The sequence below is a fragment of the Sphingomonas sp. NIC1 genome (assembly GCF_001638925.1).
Taxonomy (GTDB): Bacteria; Pseudomonadota; Alphaproteobacteria; order Sphingomonadales; family Sphingomonadaceae; genus Sphingomonas; species Sphingomonas aquatilis.
Window position 1 is genome coordinate 2,483,492 of sequence record NZ_CP015521.1, and the last position, 22,165, is coordinate 2,505,656.

A 22,165-nucleotide genomic window follows, 5' to 3' on the forward strand; every position below is an offset into this window, starting at 1 on the left:
TCTAACAAATTGACGGGCCGAATATAGCCCGATAGTCATGGCCCCAGCGCGCAGGGACGCGTCGGGGAGAGATGCATGAAGACGATGCTGAGGCTGCTGCTATGCTCTGCGCTGGCGGCGGCGGTGCCTGTCGCGGCGGATGCGCAGGATGCGACGGCGACAGCGACGGGGCCGACCGATATCGTATCGGTGCGTGGCGACCATCCGGGGCCCAAATACGATCGCCGCCTGTTCGGCCAGTTCGCCGAGCATCTCGGCACCGGCATCTACGGCGGCATCTGGGTAGGGCCGGGCAGCAAGATCCCCAACGTCCGTGGCTATCGCGCCGACGTGCTCGATGCGCTGAAGGCGATCCGCGTGCCCGTCGTCCGCTGGCCGGGCGGGTGTTTCGCCGACGAATATATCTGGCGCGAGGGCATCGGCCCGCGCAACAAGCGCCCGGTCAAGATCAACACCCATTGGGGTGGCGTGACCGAGGATAACGCGGTCGGCACGCACGAATTCATGGACTATTCCGAGATGCTCGGCGCCGACGCCTATGTGTCGGGCAACGTTGGGTCCGGATCGCCGCGCGAGATGGCCGAGTGGGTCGAATATATGACCTCGCCGACCGGATCGACGCTGGCCAAGGAGCGCGCCGCCAACGGCCGCAAGACGCCGTGGAAGCTGCCGATGTTCGGCATCGGCAACGAATTGTGGGGCTGCGGCGGCAACATGCTGCCCGACTATGCCGCCGACGAGACGCGCAAGTTCGCGACCTTCGTCAAGACGCCCGAAGGCGTACCGATCATGAAGATCGCGAGCGGCGCGAATTCGACCGACTATAACTGGACCGACGTCATGATGCGCAAGGCGGGCACCATGATCCAGGGCATCGGCGTCCATTATTATACCGTCCCCGGCAGCTGGGAGCATAAGGGCGCGGCCACCGGCTTCAGCGAAGACGAATGGGCGGTGACGATATCCAAGGCGCTGAAGATGGACGAACTGCTCCAGGAGCATTCGCGCATCATGGACAAATACGATCCCAAGAAGAAGGTCGCGCTGCTGGTCGACGAATGGGGCACCTGGTACGATCAGGAACCGGGATCGCATCCGGGGTTCCTCTACCAGCAGAACAGCCTGCGCGATGCGGTGGTGGCGAGCCTGAACCTCGATATCTTCGCCAAATATGCCGACCGGGTGCGCGGCGCGAACATCGCGCAGATGGTCAACGTGCTGCAGGCGATGATCCTGACCGACGGCAATCGCATGCTGAGGACGCCCACCTATTGGGTGTTCGACATGTACAAGGACTATCAGGACGGCACGGTGCTGCCGGTCGAGGTCGCCTCGCACTGGTATACGCGCGGCAAATACGAGGTGCGCGCTGTCAGCGCGAGCGCGGTGCGCGGCACCGATGGCGTCGTGCATGTCGGGCTGACCAACGTCGATCCCAACCGGGCGACGACGGTGACCGTCCAGCTGGCCGGGCTGGCGGGCAAGAGCGTGACGGGACGCATCCTGACCGCGCCGACGATGGATGCGCACAATACCTTCGATGCGCCTGACACGCTGAAACCGGTCGCGTTCACCGGCGCGAGCCTAGGGGCGAACGGCCTGCTGTCGGTGGCGCTGCCGGCGAAGTCGGTGGTGATGCTGGATGTAAGGTGAGGGGAGGGGCGGCGCTGTCTCTCGGCGCCGCTCGCCCCAATCACTCCGTCACCCCGGACTTGTTCCGGCGTCCACTCTGCGGCGAGGGGGTAGCTGGAGGCTCCGGCCATTCCCCTGCGGCCCGGTGGACCCCGGCTCTTCGGCCGGGGTGACGGAGATCAGGCGTAGGGCGGCTGGTGGAAGCCGGCGGGCGAGAGCGTGAAGATCTCGCAGCCCTCGTCCGTAATCCCGATCGAATGTTCGAACTGCGCCGACAGCGAGCGGTCGCGCGTTACCGCCGTCCAGCCGTCGTCGAGCAGCTTCACGTCGGGGCGGCCGATGTTGATCATCGGTTCGATCGTGAAGATCATGCCGGGCTTGAGTTCGGGTCCGGTGCCGGGCTTGCCGACATGGACGACTTCGGGCGCGTCGTGGAACAGCAGGCCCAGGCCATGGCCGCAGAAATCGCGGACGACGCCGTAGCGGTGCTTTTCGGCATGGCGCTGGATCGCATGCGCGACGTCGCCCATGTGGTTGCCGGGCTTGGCCTGTTCGATGCCCAGCATCAGGCATTCGTAGGTCACTTCGACCAGCCGCTTCGCCTTCAGCGGCACGTCGCCGATCAGGTACATGCGACTGGTGTCGCCGTGCCAGCCATCGACGATCGGCGTGACGTCGACGTTGACGATATCGCCCGACTTCAGCGTCTTGTCGCTGGGGATGCCGTGGCAGACGACGTGGTTGATCGAAATGCAGGTCGAATGCGTATAGCCGCGATAGCCCAGAGTCGCCGGCACGCCGCCGTTCGCGGTGATGAAGTCGTAGATCAGCCGGTCGAGCTCCGCCGTCGTGACGCCCGGCACCATGTGCGGCACCAGCATGTCGAGCGTTTCTGCGGCGAGACGTCCGGCCTTGTGCATGCCGGCGAAGGCGGCGGGGCCATGGAGCTTGATCGCGCCGGTGCGCCCTTCCGGCGCGTCGGAGGTGACGGTCACATATTCGGTCATCGCGCGTATATAACGTGGCGAGCGTCATTTTGCGAGGTAAAGCGGGTCACATGGAGCAGGAACGCATCTGGACCGCCGCGCTGGTCGTCATCGGCGACGAGATTCTATCGGGGCGCACGCAGGACAAGAATGTCGCGCAATTGGCCAGCTGGCTGAATGTGCAGGGCATCCGGCTGGCTGAAGTGCGCGTGGTGGCGGACAAGACCGCGGCGATCGTCGAGGCGGTGAACACGCTGCGCGCGCGCAACGACTATCTGTTCACCACCGGCGGGATCGGGCCGACGCATGACGACATCACCGTCGATGCGATCGCGGAGGCGCTGGGCGTGGGCGTCGAGCACCATCCGGAGGCGCTGGCGACGCTGGAGCGCTATTATGCGACGCGCGGCGGGCTGACCGAGGCGCGGGCGCGGATGGCCCGTGTGCCGGCGGGGGCGGGGCTGATCCCCAATCGCGTGTCGGGCGCGCCGGGGATCCACGTCGAGAATATCTACATCATGGCGGGCGTGCCGCATATCACCGCGGGGATGCTGGATGCGCTGACGGGCACGCTGGAGGGCGGCCGGCCGGTGGTATCGGGGACGATCGGTTGTTGGGTCGCGGAGAGCGAGGTCGTCGATCTGCTGCGCAACGCCGAGAAGGCGCACGAGGGCGTGTCGATCGGTAGCTATCCGTTCTTCCGCGAAGGGCGGACGGGGGCGAACTTCGTCGTGCGCAGCGCCGATGCGGGGTTGGTCGAGCGGTGTCTGGCGGATTTGACGCGGGAGTTGGAAGCGACAGGGCGTGCGGTGGTGGCGGGGGGGATTTAGTCCCGATCGCCCCGTCACTCCCTACTCCGTCATCCCGCCGCTCCGTCACCCCGGGCTTGACCCGGGGTCCCGCTTTTTCGTTCCTCGGCCTGAAGAAGAAGCGGGACCCCGGCTCTTCGGCCGGGGTGACGGAGTGGGTGGGGGTGACGGGGTGAGTGGGATTAGCGTGAACTGGCTTAGCGCGTGAATGCGCCCACGTCGGCGATCGCCAGCTTTTGCGCCGGCACCGCAGTCGCGGCGAAGGTGAGGCGCAGGTAGCGGACGGGGCGGGGCGTGGTGAACGGAATGCGCTGCGTCGAGAGGGCGTAGGCGATGTTCTGGAATTCGCCCTCCGCCGCCGGCGTCCAGGTCTTGCCGTCGGTGCTGGTTTCGGCGGTGTAGCCGCGGGGCGGGGCGCTGACCTTGTCGGGGTGGCGCCAGGGGGTGAGGCTGAAGCCGGCCACCGCCTGCGTCTTGCCCATGTCGAGCGTGACCGACGCCGGTGTCGTGGTCGGCGCGGGCTGGCTCCAGACGGTGGAGCCGTCGCCGTCGAGCAGGGCTTCGGCGCCGGGCGCGGTGGCGGTGACGACTGTCCAGTCGCGCGGCGACAGGACAGCGGCATCGTGGCTGGGCGGTGCGGCGACGGCCACGGGCGCGACGGCGAGGAACAGCGACAGCTCGCTGATCGCCGGGCAGGCGGGCGCTTCGAGGATGACGAGGCGGACGCGGCGGGCGGTGATCGGCTGGGGCAGCCGGATGATCCGCTGCGCACCGATGCATTCGTGGGTGGCGAGCCGCTGCCATGCGCCGCCGACCTCCGCCTCGACCGCGAAGCGGGTGACGCGGACGCCGAGGGGCAAATATTCGCGGACGCGGATGAGATCGAAGCGGCGGCCCGGCGGCAGATCGAGCGTCAGCGTCGGCGTGGTGTCGCCGTCGGGCGTCGACCAATAGGTGTCGCGGTTGCCGTCGAGCACCTTGGCGGGCGCGAAGGCGGGGCCGCGGGTCGCCGAGGCGCTGGCGACGGCGCCCGTCGCGAGATCGGTCGCGAAACTGCCGCGGATCGCGTCGCCGAAGCTCTTGAGCACCGCGACGTCATGATCGGGCAGGCGACCGCGGCGATCGGGCGGCAGGTTGAGGTGCATGTTGGTGCCGCGTGCGACCGATTCATCGAAGAAGCGGATCAGGCGCGCGGGCGTCTTCACCTTCGAATCCTCGTCGGCGTGGTAGAACCAGCCGGGCCGGATCGAGGTGTTGGTTTCCGCCGGCCACCACAAGGGCGCGCCGCGTACGCCGCTGTTGCCTTCCGACTGGACATAGGGGTGGTCGGGCATGGTCGGCCAGCAGGGGTCGCCGGCGATGCCGTCTTCATTGCCGACCCAGCGGATGTCCGCGCCCAGCGGATCGAAGGTGCAGGCCATCGGCTGATGCTGATGGACGAGCGCGATGATCGAGGGCCAGTTATAGTATTTGGGCGCGTCGATCGTGCGGGTTTCGCGTGCGCCGCCGTAATAGCCGTCACCGCCGTTGGCGCCGTCGAACCAAAATTCGAAGAGTTCTCCGTAGCGGGTGCAGAGTTCGACCACCTGCTTGCGATAATAGTCGATATATTCGGGGCGGCCGTAGCCGGCGTGGTTCCGATCCCAGGGCGACAGGTACAGGCCGAACGACAGGCCGTGACGGCGCGTGGCCTGCTCCATTTCGCGGACGATATCGCCCTTGCCGTTCTTGTAGGGGCTGTTGCGGATGCAATGCTCCGTCAGCATCGTCGGCCACAGGCAGAAGCCGTCATGATGCTTGGCGGTGAGGACGATGCCGGTCATGCCGCCGGCCTTCGCCGCGGCGACGATCTGGTCCGCGGAGAAATCGGTCGGGTTGAAGAGCTTGGGGCTCTCGTCGCCATAGCCCCATTCGCGATCGGTGAAGGTGTTGATCGAAAAATGGACGAAGGCGTAGCGTTCGCGCTTGTGCCACGCGAGCTGACGCGTCGAGGGCGTGGCACCCCATGGCTTGGGGGCGGCGACCGGGGTCGCGGCGAAGGTGGGGGCGGCGGTGGCGGCGCTCGCGGCGAGGCCGGAGGCGATCAGGGTGCGGCGGGAGAGGTCGGTCACGGGGTGGCTCCGGGTATTGGGTAGAGCGGGAGTGTGCGGCATTCGGTTCGTCACCCCGGACTTGTTCCGGGGTCCACTCCGCGGCTGGGGGCGGGGCTGGAGCCTCTTGCCTCCCCCGTGCGGCTCGGTGGACCCCGGAACAAGTCCGGGGTGACGGGGTGGGTTTGGAGAGGGATCACGCCAGTTGACGGCCGTTGGAGGGTGGGCGGTCGGCTTTGGCTTGGCCGAAGGTCTTCACCGGCGTCTTGCTCATTGTGAAGACCAGGCGCCCGCCCTTCATCAGGTCGGCGTGGCTGATCCAATTGCGCGTCCACGGGCGGCCGTTGAAGGTGATCGACCGGACGTAGGGCGCGTCGGCTGTGTTGCCGGGCGCCTCGATCGTCAGGCTCTTGCCGCCAGGCAGCGCGATCTGCGCGCGTTCGAACAGTGGCGAGCCGAAGACGTACACCGCCTCGACCGGATCGACCGGATAGAAGCCGAGCGACGACAGGACGAACCACGCGCTCATCTGGCCGCAATCGTCGTTGCCGATGATGCCGTCTGGGTCGTTCTTGTACATCTCGGTACACAGGCGGCGGACCATTCCTTGCGTCTTCCACGCCGCGCCGGTGTAGGCGTACAGATAGGCGGCGTGCTGATCGGGTTCGTTGCCGTGCGCGTACTGGCCGACGAGGCCGGCGATGTCGGGCGGGGCGTTGGCGGGCAAGGTCGAGGGTGCGGTGAAGAAAGCGTCGAGCTGGCGTTCGAACTTCGCCTCGCCCCCCATATGCTCCATCAGGCCGTAGATGTCGTGCTGGTTGAGGAAGGTCGCCTGCCAGCCGTTCGCCTCGGTATAGTCGCGCCACCAGGGCTTGGGCATGTGGCCCAGCTGGATCGGGTCGTAGGGCGTCCACCAGCTGCCGTCGGCGAAGCGCGGCCGGGCGAAGCCGATGCGGCCGTCGATGACGTTGCGCCAGTTGCGCGAGCGCTTGAGCAGGCGGTCGGCCTCCGCCGTCTTGCCGGCGGCGCGGGCGAGGTGCGACGAGGCCCAGTCGTCATACGCATATTCCTGCGTACGGCTGACGCTTTCGAACAGCTTGTCGGCGGGCACGTAGCCCATCGTGTCGTAGAGGTCGCGGCCCTTGCTGTTGTCGAGGTCGGGCGCCGCGAAGTCGAAGCTGCGTTTGGCGATGCCGGGCCAGGCGGCGGCGTAATCGGCCTTGATGCCCTTCTTCTGCGCCTCGGCGAGGACGGAGACGGCGTGCCAGCCGATCATCGTGCCCGTCTCGACGCCCTGCAATGGCCAGCACGGCGGGCCGTAGGGGCTTTGCTGGGTCTGGCGGATGAGGTCGGCGACGAGGCTTTGCGCCTTGTCGGGCGCGACGATGGTGAGCAGCGGGTGGAGCGCGCGATATGTGTCCCACAGCGAGAAGGTGCTGTAGGCGGCATTGCCCTGCGGGAGCGTGTGCGGCTTGCGATCGAGGCCGATGTAGCGGCCGTCGACATCGGAGAAGAGAGTCGGCGCGAGCAGGGCGTGGTAGAGCGCGCTGGTGAAGATCGTGCGCTGATCCTCGGTGCCGCCTTCGACGCCGATCGCGCCGAGTTCGCGCGTCCAGCGGCCTTGCGCCGCGCGGCGGACGGCGTCGAAGTCCCAGCTCTTGCCCTCGGCGGCGAGGTTGGCACGGGCGCCGGCGACGTCGACGCCGGAGATGCCGCAGCGGATGACGAGCGGCGCGCTGCCGGCGTCGTCGTAATGGAGGACGGCCTTGACGCGGTTGCCCTTCACGCCAGCTGCGCCCTTGGGCTGTTCGGCATCGGCGTCGCCATAGAAGGTAACGCGGTCGGGTTTGCGCGACAGCTGCATCGCGAAGTGGATGTGGCGGCCCTTGGCCCAGCGGTTGACGGTGCGGCTGCCGGTGAGCGTGCCGGCGGCGTCCATGTCCAGGCTGGCGTCGGCGACGAGCGGGGGATGGTCGCTCTTGTCGAGGATCAGGTGCGACATGTCGATCAGGACGTGTGCGGGGCCGGCGGGGAAGGTGTAGCGGTGGTAGCCGGTCCGCTCCGTCACGGTGAGCTCGGCGCGGACACCGGTTTCGAGCGCGACGCGGTAGTAACCGGGTTCCGCATGTTCGGCGGTAAAGCGCTGGCGATAGCCGGCGTCTGGGTTGTCGAGCGGGCCGGGGAGGAGCTTTACGGGGCCGCGTGTCGGCACGACCAGCACGTCGAGCATGTCGCCGATGCCGGTGCCCGACAGATGCGTGTGGCTGAAGCCCATGATCGACGTGTCGGTGCGGTGATAGCCCGAACACGCGTCCCAGCGTTCGACGTCGGTGTCGGGGGAGAGCTGCACCATGCCGAACGGGACGGTCGCGCCGGGATAGGTGTGGCCGTGGCCGCCGGTGCCGATGAAGAGGTTGGCGCGTGCCGGCGCGGCGGTCGCGGCGAAGGCGGGCAGGGGGAGGCTGGCGGCGGCGGTGCTGGCGAGCAGGGTGCGGCGGGTGACGCCCTCACCCTTCCCACCCGGCTGCGCCGGGCGGGCCCCTTCCCTCTCCCGGTGGGAGAGGGAGGGAGCGGCGAAGCCGCGGAAGGGTGAGGACATCAGAAGGTCTCCTTGAGTAGGGCAGGCCGCGTCTTCGCCAGATGCAGGATCAGTTCGGCGAACAGGCCGTTGGCCCAGGCGAACCAGCTCCGCGTGAACTTGGCGGGATCGTTCCGGTCGAAGCTTTCGTGGATGAAGCCGGTGCCGCCGTCGGTGTCGCGCAGCGTCTTCAGGCAGGCGCGGATCGTGGCGTCGTCGGTGGATGTCAGCGCGCGGATGGTGAGCGACATCGGCCAGATCTGGCCTTCGCCGACATGCGGGCCGCCGATGCCTTCGCCGGCCGTGCCCTTGAAGAACCAGGGGTTGGTGTCGCTCCAGCAGGCGTCGCGGGTACGCTGCCACAGGGGATCCGCGGGATCGACGCAGCCGAGATAGGCGAGGCTCGACAGCGAGGGCACGTTTGCGTCGTCCATGAACAGCGCGTTGCCGAAGCCGTCGACCTCATAGGCCCAGACCTCGCGCCCGTCGCGCAGGCGCATCGTGCCGAAGCGGCGCAGCGCGCTTTCGATCTCGAGCGCGAGCTGTGTCGCATCGCGGACGATGCCGCCGTCGTTGCCGGTTTCCTGCGCCACCGTGGCGAGTTCGCGCAGTGCGGTCATCGCGAACAGGTTGCTGGGAATCAGCATCGGATAGGTGCAGGAATCGTCCGACGGGCGGAAGCCCGAATGGATCAGCCCGTTCGGCCTGGTGGGGTTGCCATAGCCCCACAGCAACGTCTCGGTCGGCTGGGGGGCGGAGCGGCGGAAGCTGTAGGGGCCGTGGCCGTCCATCCGCTGCTGTTCGCGGAAGGTCGCGATGCTGCGCTTCGCCGCCGCGGCCCAGGTCGCGTCGAACGGTGTTTTGTCGCCGGTGGCGCGCCAATATTGGTAGGCGAGGCGCATCGGATAGCAGAGCGAATCCACCTCCCATTTTCGCTCGGCGACGCCAGGTTTCATCACGGTATCGTCGTGCAGCGACCATTCGAGGTTCGATTTCGCCGTCGGGTCTTCCATGAAGGCGTTGGCGTAGCTGTCGATCAGGATGCAGCGCGCCTGGCGGGCGATCAGGCCGGTGAACAGGCGGCGCAATTCGGGCGCGGTTTTGACGAGGTGGAGATAGGGCTTGAGCTGCGCGGAACTGTCGCGCAGCCACAGGCAGGGGATGTCGCCGGTGATGACGAAGGCGTCGGGCTTGCCGTCGACACTGCTCATGCGGACGGTGGTGTCGAGCGTGTTCGGGTAGCAGTTGCCGAACATCCAGCGCAGCTTTGGGTCGCCGATCAGCTTGGCGACGCGGGTGAGATCGCGCTCGACCGCGGGGCTGACGAAGCGGCGGTCGGCGGGGGCGGGGCGCTTGCTGGGAAAGGCGGGTGCGGCGAAGGCGGGGGTGGCGGCGCTGGCGGCGGTGGCCGCGCTGGCGGCGAGGAAATGGCGGCGAGAGAGGTTCGGAACGTCCGCCACACTTCCACCGTCACCCCGGACTTGGTCCGGGGTCCACTGTGCGGCTGGGGGGAGGGCTTGAGCCTCTGGCCCGCCCCTCGCGGATGGGTGGACCCCGGAACAAGTCCGGGGTGACGGGGTGTGGGTGGAGAGGTCGCGGGTCATTTCGGCAGGTCCGTGTCGGTGCCGGTCACGGCGAAGTCGAACCACTGGCCCGCTCCGTCGCCGGGCTGGCCGCCGCCGACGTAGAGGCGGTAGGCGCCCGGCGCGACGTGGCGGCGGCCGTCGTGGTCGACGATGCTCATGTCGCGGGGGGTGAGGGTGAAGGCGATGGACATGCCCTTGCCGCGCTTCAGGTTCACGCGGCGATAGCCGACGAGCTGGCGTTGCAGCACCGCCTCCGTGCTGCCGAGCGGGCGGGTGGAGGCAGGGGGGACGAGATAGGCCTGCACCACCTCGTCGCCGTCGCGTGCGCCGGTGTTGGTGACGGTGGTCTCGACTTTGAGCGGTTGGCCGGCGGTGATGCTCGCGGCGCCGCGCGGGGCGGCATAGCCGAAGCGCGTGTAGCTGAGGCCGTGGCCGAAGCCCCACAGGGGCGTGCCGGTGAAGTAGCGGTAGGTGCGCTCCTTCATCGCATAGTCGATGAAGGCGGGCAGATCGGTGGTGGCGCGGTAGAAGGTGACGGGCAGGCGGCCACCGGGGTTGGTGACGCCCGACAGCACATCGGCGAGCGCGGTGCCGCCGGCCTCGCCCGGATACCAGTTGGCGAGGATCGCGTCGGCGGACGTGGGATCGACGCTGACCGCGCTGCCGCTGCTGAGGACGAGGACGATCGGCTTGCCGGTCGCCTTCAGTGCGGCGAGCAGGCGCTGTTGCGGCAGGGGGAGGGCGATGTCGGTGCGGTCGCCGCCGACGAAGCCGGGGACGGAGACGGACAGCGCCTCGCCTTCCAGATCGGGCGACAGGCCGGCGACGACGATCGCGACGTCGGCGTCGCGCACCGCCGCCACAGCCTGGTCGAGCAGGGGTTGGGCGGGCGGCATCCAGAGCAGGCGGAAGCTTTCGTCTTCGGATACATGGTCCAGCGTGATCGCGATCGGTTGCGGCGTGCCGTCGCTGTCCACCGTCATCTCGACGCGGCCCTTGGGCAGCGGGCCGTCGTGCAGCACTTTGCCGCCCAGCGTGACGCGGGCGCTGTCGTGCGTGGTGCAATCCTTCCAGCATTGCGACTGGTCGATGATCAGGCGGTACTGGCCGGGGCCGGGCGGCACGAACTCGCCGGTCCAGCTCGCCTTGAACGGACCGACGGGCAGGCCTGGCGCGACGGGGGCGCGGTTGAAGTCGAGGTCGATGCGGCGGTCCTGCCGGGTGACCGACGCGGTGCCGCTATAGTCGGCGCGCAGGCCGGGCTTGCCGCCCGCGCGCAAGGCGGTTTCGGGGACGACGACCGCGGCCCCGTCGGCGAGCGCGGAGCCTTGCGCATAGCTGACGTTGGCGGCGCCGAAGCGCGCGCGGATGCCGTCGAGCGGGGTGACCGGGCGGATCGCGGTGCCGTGGTAATTGCCCTGAAGCACGCCGAGGTCGTCGGCGTCGGCGCCGATGACCGCGATCTTCGCGCCGGCCTTCAGCGGCAGGCGATCGGGGGTGTTCTGGAGCAGCACGATCGACTTGCGGGCCGCCTCCAGCGCGATCGCCTGATGGGCGGGCGTGCCGACCTGATCGGGGCGGATGCGGCTGTAGGGGCTGGTGCCGCCGAACGCGATGCCCAGCGCCTGGCGCGCGCGGAAGGCGCGGGTGAGCGCGGTGTCGACCTCGGCCTGGGTGATCAGGCCCTGCTTCAACGCCTGGGGCAGGGCGGCATAGGCACTGCCGCAATTGACGTCGGTGCCGCCGCGCACCGCCGCCGCCGCGCCGCCGGCGGTGTCGAGGCGATAATGGTGATAGCTGCTGATGTTGCCGACCGCGTCGCAGTCCGACACCGTAAAGCCGGTAAAGCCCCAGTCGCGGCGCAGGCGCTCGTTCATCAGCGGCGACGAGGCGCAGGCGGGGACGCCATGGATGCTGTTATAGGCGCACATCAGCGACATCGCCCGGCCTTCGGTGATCGTGCGGCGGAAGGCGGGGAAATAGGTCGCTTCGAGATCGCGTGGGGACGGATCGACGTCGAAGCTGTCGCGACCGGCTTCTGGACCGCTGTGGACGGCGAAGTGCTTCGGCGTGGCGACGACGCGCGGATGGGCGGGGTCGGGGCCTTGCAATCCTTGCACGAAGGCGACGCCCAATGTGCCGGTGAGATACGGGTCCTCGCCGTACGTCTCCTGTCCGCGGCCCCAGCGCGGATCGCGGAAGATGTTGATGTTGGGCGACCAGATGGTGAGGCCCTGGTAGATGCGGCGGTTCGCGGTGACGGGCTGCGCGTTGAACTTGGCGCGTGCCTCCGTCGAGACGACGGTGCCGACCTTCCCCAGCAGATCGGTGTCCCAGGTGGCGGCGAGGCCGATTGCCTGCGGGAAGACGGTCGCCTGGCCGTCGCGGGCGAGGCCGTGGAGGCCTTCGTTCCACCAGTCATAGGCGGGCAGGCCGATCGCCGGGTCGGCGGGCGCGGTGCTTTGCAGCTGCGCGGCCTTCTGTTCGGGCGTCATCGTGGCGATGGCGGTGGAGATGGGGTCGGCCGCTTGCGCGAGCAGCAGGAGGGCGGGGATCATTCAGGCGCTCCGATGATGGTTCGCGCGACGACGCGAAGACGCGAAGAGGGTGTGCGGTTGGGGTGCCCCGCGCGCTTCGTCACCCCGGACTTGGTCCGGGGTCCACCGGGCCGCGAGGGCAGCGTTCGAGCCTCTTGCCACCCCCCTCGCCGCGGAGTGGACCCCGGAACAGGGACCCCATCAAAGTAATACTTTGATGGGAACCCAAGTCCGGGGTGACGGGGGGAGTGGGGGAGCGTTGTGGCCGCCATCAGCGGGCGAGCGTCCTGAGGACCGGCGTCTGTTTGCCGGTCAGCGTCACCGTCTTGCTCTCGCCCGGCAGCAGGTCGAAGCCGCTGTCGCTTGCCTGACCGGGCGTATCGCCCATGTCGACCATCACCGCGCGGGCGAGGTTCTTTGCGGTGATCGTCAGGGCGTTGCCCGAGCGGCGCATGGTCAGGCCCGGATCGGGATAGGCCATGGCCTTGGGCACGAGGCGTTCGACGATCGTGCGGCTGACGGCCTGCCCACCGACGATCAATTCGGCAACGGCATAGCTCTTCGCCGGATCGGCGCTGCCGAACAGGTCGGCGTCGGGCAGCGTGGCGACGGTGGTCGACGACAATGGTGCGAGCGTCGCGTCCGCTTCGCGCACGCCCAAAGTCGCGCCGGTCATGTCGCGTACCGTCACGCGCCAGTGCGCGGGGATGGCGCCGGTCGCGTCCGACACCAGCACGACGCGGGTCGCGCCATTGCGGTGTTCGGCGACGATCGCCTGCGGCGCGAAGAAGCGCTTCGCCTGATATTGCAGCAGCTTCCACTGGCCGAGATGGTCGATGCTGGCCCAGCTGATCGACGGCCAGACGTCATTCAGCTGCCAGAACAGCGAGCCCATCGTCACCGGGCGGCAGGCGCGGTGATGGCGCGCAGCGAGGTCGATCGCCTGCGCCTGGTTGACCTGCGTCAGGTAGACGAAGTCGGCGAAGTCCTTGGCGGGGCGCAGCCGCTGGTCGAGGTAGAGCTTGAGGCGGGCATTGCCCTCGCCGGCCAGAAACTTCTGGTGCGCCTTCATCACCGGGCTTTCGGGGTCGAGCGTCCCCTTCCCGGCGAACAGGCGGATCGTCGCCATGGTCGGCATCGACTGGAAGCCATATTCGCTCATGAAACGCGGGCAGCTGTCGAGATAGTTCTCGACCGGCTTCGATCCCGACCACACATCCCAGAAATGGCGGTCGCCATTGGCGTCGGTATCCACCGGGCCTTCGTAATCGGTCGAGGGCGAGCCGGGCATATAGGGCGTGCCGGGGCTGTTGCGCGTCACCGCCTCGCGCAGCACGCGGTCGAACAGCACGGCCATGCCGGCGCCGATCCGTTCCTGCTCGTCGGCGCCGACCGCCTTCTTGAACGCCTTGCGGTCGCCCCAGTTTTCCCAGCCCGACAGCACTTCGTTGCCGCCGGCCCAGATCACGACCGAGGGGTGGTCGCCGATCCGCGCGACCTGTTCGTCGGCTTCGGCAGCGACATTGGCGCGGAAGGCGGCGTCGGGCGGCGTCACCGATCCGCCGAACATGAAGTCCTGCCACACCATGATGCCCATCCGGTCGGCGGCGGCGTAGAAGGCGTCGTCGAGATAATAGCCGCCGCCCCAGATGCGGACCATGTTCATGTTCGCGTCGCGCGCCGCCTTGAGCAGCGCTTCGGGTTCGGCAGGGTCGACGCGGGCGGGGAAGCTGTCGAACGGAATGACGTTCGCGCCCTTGGCGAAGATCGGCGTGCCGTTGACGATGAAGCCGAACGCGCCGCCCTTGCGATCGAGGGTGACGGTGCGCAGGCCGATGGCGCGCGTCTGCGTGTCGCCGTCGAAGGTGGTCGCGACGGTATAGAGCGGCTGCGCGCCATAGCCGACCGGTTGCCAGCGCTGCGGCTTGGGCACGGTCAGCGGGATCGTCACCGGGTTCTCGCCCGGCGCGAGCGTGACGGTCGCCTGGCCGGTCTGGCGGCTGCCGTCGGGGCCGGTCACGGTGGCGGTGAGCGTGACCTGCTTCGTCGTGTCCGAGACCACGGTGGCGTGCGCGGTCAGGCGCGCCTCGGCGTCGTTCAGCGCGTCCTGCGCGACGCGGACATGGTCGAGGCGGGCATCGTCCCACGCCTCCAGCTTGACCGAGCGCCAGATGCCGTTGGCGACGAGGCGGGGACCCCAGTCCCAGCCGTACTGATATTTCGGCTTGCGAATATAGGGACTTGTTTGCACGCCCTTGGGCTCGTCGCCGAACGCGCTGTCATATTCGCCGGGCAGCGGGTGCGCTTCCTTCAGCACCATCGGCTGGAGCGTCTTGATCGGGCTGGCGATGGTGACGAGGATTTCGTTCTCGCCCGCCTTTAGCAGCGGCTTCGCATCGGCACGCCAGCGGCGATGGGCATTGTCCGCAGTCAGCAGCGGCTGCCCGTTGACGGTGACGGTCGCGAACGTGTCGAGCCCGTCGAACACGAGGTCGAGGTGGCGGTGCGCGAGCATCTGCGGCGTGACGGTCAGCGTCTTGCGGTACTGCCACGCCGACAGGCCGGCCCATTGGATCGCGCCTTCATTGGTGCCGACGAAGGGATCGGGCACGCGTTTCAGGCGGATCAGGTCTTCCTGCACGCTACCGGGCACGCGCGCGGCAAACCAGCGCGCTTCCTTTGGGTGTGCCTTGGCGGCGGCGGTGTCGGCGGGGTCGAGCCGCGCCTGCCATGCGCCGTCGAGCGGCACTACCTCACGCGCGGCAAGCGGCGAGGTGGCGAGCAGCAGGGTCAGGAGGGCGCGCTTCACTTCGAACCTTCCGTCAGCTGGACTTTGCCCACCGTATAGAAGGGGTCGGTTAGCGGGGAGGTGAACTGGAAGCAGACGTCCCGATCGCCCGTCATCTTTGGCAGCGTGCCCGACAGCGTGAAACGCTGCGGCGCCGTCTTCGGATCGGGCAGCGGGAAGGCGCCGACTGCGATCGGGTGGGCGGTCTTGTCGCCGGCCTTTTGCGCGGCGGCGGCGGAAATGCAGCCGACCTGGACGAGCAGCTCGCCATGCGCCGACACATTGTAATGTTCGCGCACCATGCGCTGTTCGTGTGCGAGGCCGTAATGGCGGGCGAGGCGCACGACCTCGACGCTATAGCCGCGCGCGACGTCGAGCGGCGCGTCGGGGTAGAGCGTGCACGTGTCGAACAGGTTGATGTTGTAGACGGGCGCGTCGGCGGTCGCTTCCGAGGTCAGCGGCACGCGCAGGCCGAGCGCGCCGGCGGGGCAGGCCGCCATGTCCGAACTTGAACGCGCGAGCAGGGCGGCGCGCGACGTATCGAAGCTGCGGACCGCTGCCGTCGGGGCGCCGTTCGCGTCGAAGGCGACGGCCTTCACCATGATGCCGGGCTTCAGCGTCAACGGCGTGGTATAGGCGGGCGAGCGCAGCGTCGGCGCGCTGCCATCGACGGTGTAGCGGATCGTGCCATAGGGGACCTGCGTCGACAGCGCGAGCGCCACGCTGTTCTTGCGCAGCGCATCGCCGGGCGTGCCGGTGAGGTCGAAGCCGACCGCGAATGCGCTGTCGGCGACGCGCATGCCGGCGCGCGACCAGCGATCGTCCTGACGTTGCAGGCGGGGGAGGAAGGCGGCGAGGTCCGTCGGCCGGTCGCGCTGGACCTTGGGCGACCAGGTGGTTTCGGCGAGCGCGCCGGCGCGCGGGAAGATCAGATGCTGGAGCTGCCCCGGCGTGACGATATATTCGCTCCACAGATTGCCCTGCGCGCCGAGGACGTGGTGCGCCTTGTCCGCGGCGATGCCCTTGGGCAGCGGATCGTAGGCATAGACCTGTTGCAGCGTGGTGATGTCGAGCCGGCCGGGCGGCTCGTCGCTGCGGCGGCTCTGCAAGCCGTTGAGGTAGAGCGGGTTGCCCGGCGACATGACGACGTCATGCCCCATGTTGGCGGCGTCGATCCCGCCTTGTTCGCCGCGCCACGACATGACCGAGGCGGAGGCGGGCAGGCCGCCCTCCAGGATCTCGTCCCAGCCGATCAGGCGGCGGCCCTTGGACTGGAGGTAGGTGCCGAACTGTTCGATCATCCAGCTTTGCAGCGCGTTTTCAGACTTGATGCCCAGCGCCTTCATCTGCGCCTGCACCTCGGGGCTGCGTTCCCACTGGTCCTTGACCGCCTCGTCGCCGCCGAGGTGGATGTAGGTGCCGGGGAAGATCGTCATCAGCTCGTCGAGCACGTCCTTGACGAAGGCGATGCCCTTCGGCCCCGGATTGAACAGATAGGGCATGATGCCCCAATTGTTGCTGACCAGCGGCCGGTCGCCGAGGATGCCGAGCTCCGGATAGGCGGCGACCAGCGCATTGGCGTGGCCGGGCAGGTCGATCTCCGGCACGATGGTGATGCCGCGCACGCCGGCATAGGCGACCAGTTCCTTCAGCTCCGCCTGGGTGTAGAAGCCGCCGACGCGATCCTTCTCGGTCGGCTGCGGGCCACCAGTCCAAGGCGGCAGGCGCCAGCCGCCGATGCTGGTGAGCTTGGGGTATTTCTTGATCTCGACGCGCCAGCCCTGGTCGTCGGTCAGGTGCAGGTGAAGCGTATTGAGCTTCACGCTCGCCATCTGGTCGACGATCGCCCGCAGCGCCGGCATCGGCAGGAAGTGGCGCGCGGGGTCGATCATCAGCCCGCGCCAGCCGAAGCGGGGCGCGTCGGTGATGGTGAGGGCGGGGACGGCAACGGGCTTGCCGAACGCCGCATCGGGGCTGAGCAATTGCGCGAGCGTCATCGCGCCATGGACGAGGCCGCGGTTCCCCGATGCGGCGACGGTGATCCCCTGCGGCGTGACGGTGAGGCGATAGGCTTCGTCGCCGGTGACGCTGGCGTCGCGGACGAGGCGGATCGCGCCGGTGGTGCCGGGGGTGAGCGCGAGGCCGCGGGTGGTGCGGACGTGGTCGGCGAGCAGGCGGGCGGCGGCGCTGGCGCCGGCGTCGGTCGCGGCGATGCTCGCGCCGTTGGCGACGGTGAAGCTGCCCGTGCCGCGGACCACCGATTGCGGCATCGGCAGCAGCGCGAGCGCAGGCTCAGCGCCCGTCTGCGCAATGGCGGGGGTGGCGGAGGCGAGCAGGGCCAGCGCCGCTCCCCCGACGATGGTTGCGATACCGACGTGCTGCGTCATGCCTGCCCCTTGGTCATGTTTTGGTATTGCACGTATCTTGAAGCAGCATCGTCGCGGCGTCCATGCCCGCGCATCAAAAAGTCACAAAAAAGACCCCGGCGTCGCTGGATCGCGCGCCGGGGTCCGAGGCCGGAGCGCGCAGGGGAGCGCGCTCGTCGGGGAGGAAGGGTTAGAAGCGGGCGGTGCCCGTCAGCGAGAAGACGCGACCATTCTTGTACAGAGCGGTCGGCGCCGCCGGCGTGCTGCTGTACTGGTAATAGGTTTCGTCCAGCAGGTTCGAGGCATTCGCCGTGATACGGAAATGCTCGTTGATGTTGTACGTCGCCGAGAAGTCCAGCTGGCGATAGCCATCGGTGATGTTCGCCGACTGCAGGCGACCGAAGCCGTAGAAATACTTCGAACGGTAGTTGTAGCTGACGCGCGCCTGGAACGGTCCCATCTCGAAATAGGGGACGATGTTGTAGGTGTTGCGCGACAGGTAGGGCAGGCCCTGGCCGGCGACCGGGGTTTCGCCGCTGGCGAAGGTGTAGTTCGACTGGATGCCGAAGCCCCAGATCAGGTTCGCCTGTGCGGTGACCGAGAAGCCCGTGACCGACGCCTTGCCGCCGTTGGTCGGACGCGACACGCTGTACGTGTTGGTCTGGCCGGTCAGCTGGTTGGTGATCGTCTGCTCTTGCGTGGTGTTGCCGATGTAATTGGTGATGTCGCGGTAGAACAGCTCGCCCGACAGGTAGCTGCCCGGCGCGAAATACCATTCGGCCGACAGGCCGAAGTTGGTCGCTGCATAAGGCTTCAGGTCGGGGTTGCCGCCGCTGCCCGTCTTCTGCGTGTCGTCGAGGCTCAGCGAACCGGCAAGATCGCTGTAGCGCGGACGGGCGATCACCTTCGCCGCGGCACCACGCAGCACCACGGTGTCGCCGGCGTCATAGGCGATGTTGAACGACGGCAGGAAGCGGTCGTCGGTGCGCGGTGCGGTGACGAGCGTCGTGCGGCCACCCGAGGACAGATAGTAGTTCGAGATGTCCTTGGTCCGCACGAAGCGGCCGCCGATGTTGCCGCGGAACTTGCCGGTCTCGTAATCGACTTGAACATAGGCGGTGCCGATCCGCTCTTCGACCTGGAAGAAGCTGCCGGTGTCGAGCGGACGGGTCACGTTCAGCGTGCCGGGCGCAGTCAGCGCCTTGATCGCATTCGCCTGCGTCAGCGTCGCATAAGGCGTCGCGTTGCCGGTGGTCTGCAGGCCGTTGTAGACGTTGCCGTCCAGTACGTACGACCCGAGGTCGGCGAGCGTGAAGAAGTTGTTGGTGAAGGTCGCGCCACCGTAAGTGGTCTGCTGGTTGTTGTGCACGCTGGCACGCACACCAAACCACAGCTTGCGCAGCAGGCCGGCGTCGAGGTCGCGCTGTAAGTCGACCTGGCCGAACTTCTCCTTGTCGACCGTGTTTTCGGCGTTGGTGATGCCGCCAATCTGCGCGCCGAAGAAACCGGCGCCGTTCGTCGCGGCGAGAACCGCCGGCTCCGTGCGCAGGCTCGATTCCGCGGGTGAGGTGCTGATCCACTGCTTGGCGTCGCTCGCCGGATTGTCCCAGTTGAGCATCGTGTTGCGACCGTTGGCGCCGACGGTGAAGCCCTGACGGGTCCGGAAGTTCAGGAGATATTCGGGGTTCTTGCCGCCGCTGGCGCGCGTGTAACCACCGTTGCCGGTCACCTTCCAACCATCGACATTCCAGTCGAACAGCATGTTGAAGCTGTCGTTCCGGATACGGGTGCGGCGGAAGTTGGTATCGAGTTCGCCCATCCAGGTCTTGCTGGTGGACGGCTGCGCGGCGAAGGTCGCCGAGGTGATCAAGCCGTTGCTGATCGTCGCCGCAGTCAGCTGCGAACCACGGACGTTGTAGCTGTATTCGGAGTTGCTGAAGTTGTCGTAATTGCCACGGATCACGATCGCGTTCGCCGTCAGCGTCAAATTGTCGGTCGGCTTGAACTGCGCGGTCCCGGTGAAGCCCACGCGCTGGCGCGTCTGCTGGAAATATTCGTGGGCGAGGAAGGCCGGCAGGCGCGCGGTCTTCAGATCGTTGATCGTGCCGCCCGTGATCACCGCATTCGGGTTCTGCAGCACGGTTTGACCCGCGGCGTTGGTCGTCGTGAACTGGCTGCCGGTCAGGTAGCCGTAGACTGCGACACCAGCGCGGGCGAGGTTTTCCTTGTCGTAGTTGACCGAACCCAGGATCGCGAACGTGTCGCTGTCATTGTGCCAGCTGTACAGCGCCGAGCCACGAAAATTGCCGCGCGCCGAGCGGTCGTTATATTCGTAGCCGCCGGTTGCGGTGAACGTGTTGGGCTTCAGATCGAGCGGCTTGCGGGTGACGACGTCGACGGTGCCGCCGATCGCGCCTTCCTGAATCCGGGCTTCGGGGGTCTTGTAGACGACTGCTTGGCTGATGATTTCAGGCGACAGCAGCGAATAGTTGAACGTGCGGCTCGATCGATCGCCGGGGTTGCCGCCCCAGTCGGCCGAGGCGATCGCGTGGCCGTCGATCAGGATGCGGTTCAGCGCGGGTTCGACGCCGGCGATTGAGACCTGCTCGCCCTCGCCGAACTGGTGGTCGACGGTTACCCCGGGAAGGTGCGACAGCGATTCGGCGACGTTGGTGTCGGGGAACTTGCCCACGTCCTCGGCGCTGATGACATCAACGATGGCGTTGGTGCGGCGCTTGGTGGCGATCGCGTCCTGGAGGCTCTTGCGGTAGCCGGTGACGACGATGTCGTCGGACGAGCCGGGCGTGGTAGCGCTGCTGCTCTGGGCGGCGGCGGTCACATCCTGTGCGTGGGCGGTGCCAGCGACGCTGACGAGCGCGGTGGTCACAAAGATCATGTGGCGAAGGCGCATGTTTATTGTCCTTGTCGGAACACGCCCGGCCGCATGCCCCCCCCCATTCCCAGCTGCCGCAAAGCCGGCGACAGTGCAGCCACGGCGAAACAGTTACGCGTTTCCTGCTCGTTGCTGCTGCGTTGCTACATATCCAATAAAGCCCAAATGGTATATATAAAAACTGTCACATTTATTTTGGTAGGGTAGCTGACCTATTGTGTCGTTTCGCTCTCGTACGATGAGCTGTTTAGGGCGAAATGCCGTTCCAAAGGAGATTTCGAGGTGATGGTATCGCAAACAGTGGAGCGCTCCCGAGTCGCGCTCGAAATCTGTGTCGAATCGGCGGCGGGCGCGGCGGCGGCGATCGCGGGGGGATGTGACCGGATCGAACTGTGCGGCGCGCTGGCGCTGGGCGGGCTGACGCCGTCGGCGGGACTGGTCGCGGAAGTCCTTGCGCTGGCGGTGCCGGCGGGTGTGCCGGTACGGGCGATGGTGCGGCCGCGGGCGGGCGGGTTCGACTATGACGCCGAGGATTTGGCGCTGGCGTTGGCCGAGGCGCGTGCCCTGGTCGCGGCCGGGGTACAGGGGCTGGTGTTCGGCGCGACGGCTGGGGGAAAGCTTGCGGAGCAGGCGATGCGGGCCTGGATCGCGGGGCTTGGGGAGGATCGCCTGCCGCTCACCTTGCACCGGGCGATCGATGTCGTGGCCGACCCGGTGGCGGCGGTCGATGTGGCGGTCGCGTTGGGGTTCGACCATGTGTTGACCTCCGGCGGCGCGCGCACCGCGATGGAGGGGGCGGCGACGATCGCGGCGATGGTTGCGCGCGCGGCGGGGCGTTGCACGATCATGGCGGGGGCGGGGGTGGCGGCCGACACGGCAGCCGCGCTGCTGGATGCGACCAATGCGGGCGCGCTGCACGGCTCGGCAAGCGATCCTGCGTCCGCAGTGGAGCAGGACCGCTTTGGCTTCGGTCCGCTGCCGCGCCAGACCAATGCCAATAGAGTCGCAGCGCTGCGACAGGTGATTGACGACAAGTCCAATCTAAGACAATTGTAGCGCAAGGTGCCACTGGCGCCGGTCCGCGTAGCGTGGCACGCCTGATGCCGAAGACGCTTGCGGAAAAGGGGATCGACGATGAGTTTCATGAGCAAGGTGGGGCGGTTCCGCGCTGAAAATCCCTCGCCGCTCTATCTCCAGCTGCAACAGCTGATCCGTGACGCGATCGCCACGGACGTCATCACGCGCGGCGATGCGATCCCCGCGGAGCGTGATCTGGCGGTCGAATATGGCGTGTCGCGCATCACGGTGCGCAAGGCGATCGAGGGGCTGGTCGAGGAAGGCCTGCTGACCCGCCGTCGTGGCGCGGGGACGTTCGTTGCCGGGCGCGTCGAGAAGAATTTCAGCAAATTGTCGTCCTTCTCGGAAGATATGGTGGCGCGCGGGCGCGTGCCGTCGAGCGCGTGGATTTCGCGCGCGGCCGGCATCGTATCGCCCGAGGAATCGATGGCGCTGGCGCTGTCGCCCAGCGCGCCGGTCTATCGCTTCCAACGGCTGCGCTTCGCCGACGAGGTGCCGATGGCGCTGGAGCTGTCGACGATCGCCGGCTTCTGCCTGCCGTCGGTCGATGCGGTCGATGCCTCGCTGTACACGGCGCTGACCGAGGCGGGGCATCGCCCGGTCCGCGCGTTGCAGCGGCTGCGTGCGGTGCCGTTCGGCGGCGATCATGCGCGCATGCTGGGCGTCGATCCCGGCTCGCCCGGGCTGCTGATCGAGCGGCGCGCCTTCCTGCGCGACGGCCGCGCGGTCGAATTCACCCGATCCTATTACCGCGGCGACAGCTACGATTTCGTGGCCGAGCTCGCCGACACCTGATCCTTAGCGAAGGGCGCCTTGCTGTGAC

General features: G+C 67.8%; 12 protein-coding genes. 4 read left to right on the forward strand and 8 right to left on the reverse strand.

Annotated elements, in window-relative coordinates; all coding sequences use genetic code 11:
• Positions 1-75: 75 nt before the first annotated feature.
• The gene (locus tag A7E77_RS11820; RefSeq protein WP_063688221.1) at positions 76-1,653 is read left to right on the forward strand and encodes an alpha-N-arabinofuranosidase; all 1,578 of its coding nucleotides are present in this window, start codon (positions 76-78) and stop codon (positions 1,651-1,653) included.
• Positions 1,654-1,811: 158 nt separating this feature from the next.
• Here A7E77_RS11820 and map read toward each other — a convergent pair whose 3' ends face one another.
• Positions 1,812-2,639, reverse strand: coding sequence for a type I methionyl aminopeptidase (gene map, locus A7E77_RS11825; RefSeq protein WP_063688223.1), 828 nt, complete (start codon positions 2,637-2,639; stop codon positions 1,812-1,814).
• 50 nt (positions 2,640-2,689) lie between these two features.
• On the opposite strand from map, the gene A7E77_RS11830 reads away from it, so the two are divergent.
• Complete coding sequence (locus A7E77_RS11830; protein ID WP_063688225.1) at positions 2,690-3,448, forward strand: competence/damage-inducible protein A; 759 nt, start codon at positions 2,690-2,692, stop codon at positions 3,446-3,448.
• Between the two features lie 176 nt (positions 3,449-3,624).
• Here the strand turns inward: A7E77_RS11830 and A7E77_RS11835 are convergent, their stop codons facing one another.
• The 7 genes from A7E77_RS11835 to A7E77_RS11865 all read right to left on the reverse strand — a co-directional run bounded on the left by A7E77_RS11835 (position 3,625) and on the right by A7E77_RS11865 (position 20,283).
• Positions 3,625-5,538 (reverse strand): alpha-L-fucosidase, encoded by a 1,914-nt coding sequence (locus A7E77_RS11835; RefSeq protein WP_063688227.1) that lies wholly within the window; start codon positions 5,536-5,538, stop codon positions 3,625-3,627.
• Positions 5,539-5,713: 175 nt separating this feature from the next.
• Entirely contained in the window at positions 5,714-8,116 is a 2,403-nt protein-coding gene (locus A7E77_RS11840; RefSeq protein WP_063688229.1) for a GH92 family glycosyl hydrolase, read from the reverse strand.
• Positions 8,116-9,555, reverse strand: coding sequence for a glycoside hydrolase family 125 protein (locus A7E77_RS11845; RefSeq protein WP_063688231.1), 1,440 nt, complete (start codon positions 9,553-9,555; stop codon positions 8,116-8,118). The genes A7E77_RS11840 and A7E77_RS11845 overlap by 1 nt, the downstream gene beginning before the upstream one ends.
• A 140-nt stretch (positions 9,556-9,695) precedes the next feature.
• On the reverse strand, positions 9,696-12,239 hold the full coding sequence (locus A7E77_RS11850; RefSeq protein WP_063688233.1) for a glycoside hydrolase family 3 C-terminal domain-containing protein: 2,544 nt from the start codon (positions 12,237-12,239) through the stop codon (positions 9,696-9,698).
• A 250-nt stretch (positions 12,240-12,489) separates the two neighbouring features.
• Entirely contained in the window at positions 12,490-15,027 is a 2,538-nt protein-coding gene (locus tag A7E77_RS11855; RefSeq protein ID WP_063688235.1) for a beta-mannosidase, read from the reverse strand.
• Positions 15,024-17,393 carry a beta-N-acetylhexosaminidase gene (locus tag A7E77_RS11860; protein WP_063688237.1) on the reverse strand — a complete coding sequence of 790 codons (2,370 nt, stop codon included), beginning with the start codon at positions 17,391-17,393 and terminating at the stop codon, positions 15,024-15,026. The genes A7E77_RS11855 and A7E77_RS11860 overlap by 4 nt, the downstream gene beginning before the upstream one ends.
• 169 nt (positions 17,394-17,562) lie before the next feature.
• Positions 17,563-20,283 (reverse strand): TonB-dependent receptor, encoded by a 2,721-nt coding sequence (locus A7E77_RS11865; protein ID WP_063688239.1) that lies wholly within the window; start codon positions 20,281-20,283, stop codon positions 17,563-17,565.
• 267 nt (positions 20,284-20,550) lie between these two features.
• Here A7E77_RS11865 and A7E77_RS11870 point away from each other — a divergent pair, with 267 nt between their 5' ends.
• Positions 20,551-21,321: a copper homeostasis protein CutC gene (locus tag A7E77_RS11870; RefSeq protein ID WP_226341893.1), complete on the forward strand. Its 771-nt coding sequence runs from the start codon at positions 20,551-20,553 to the stop codon at positions 21,319-21,321.
• 78 nt (positions 21,322-21,399) lie between these two features.
• Positions 21,400-22,137 (forward strand): GntR family transcriptional regulator, encoded by a 738-nt coding sequence (locus tag A7E77_RS11875; RefSeq protein ID WP_020486424.1) that lies wholly within the window; start codon positions 21,400-21,402, stop codon positions 22,135-22,137.
• The last annotated feature ends 28 nt before the right edge of the window (positions 22,138-22,165 follow it).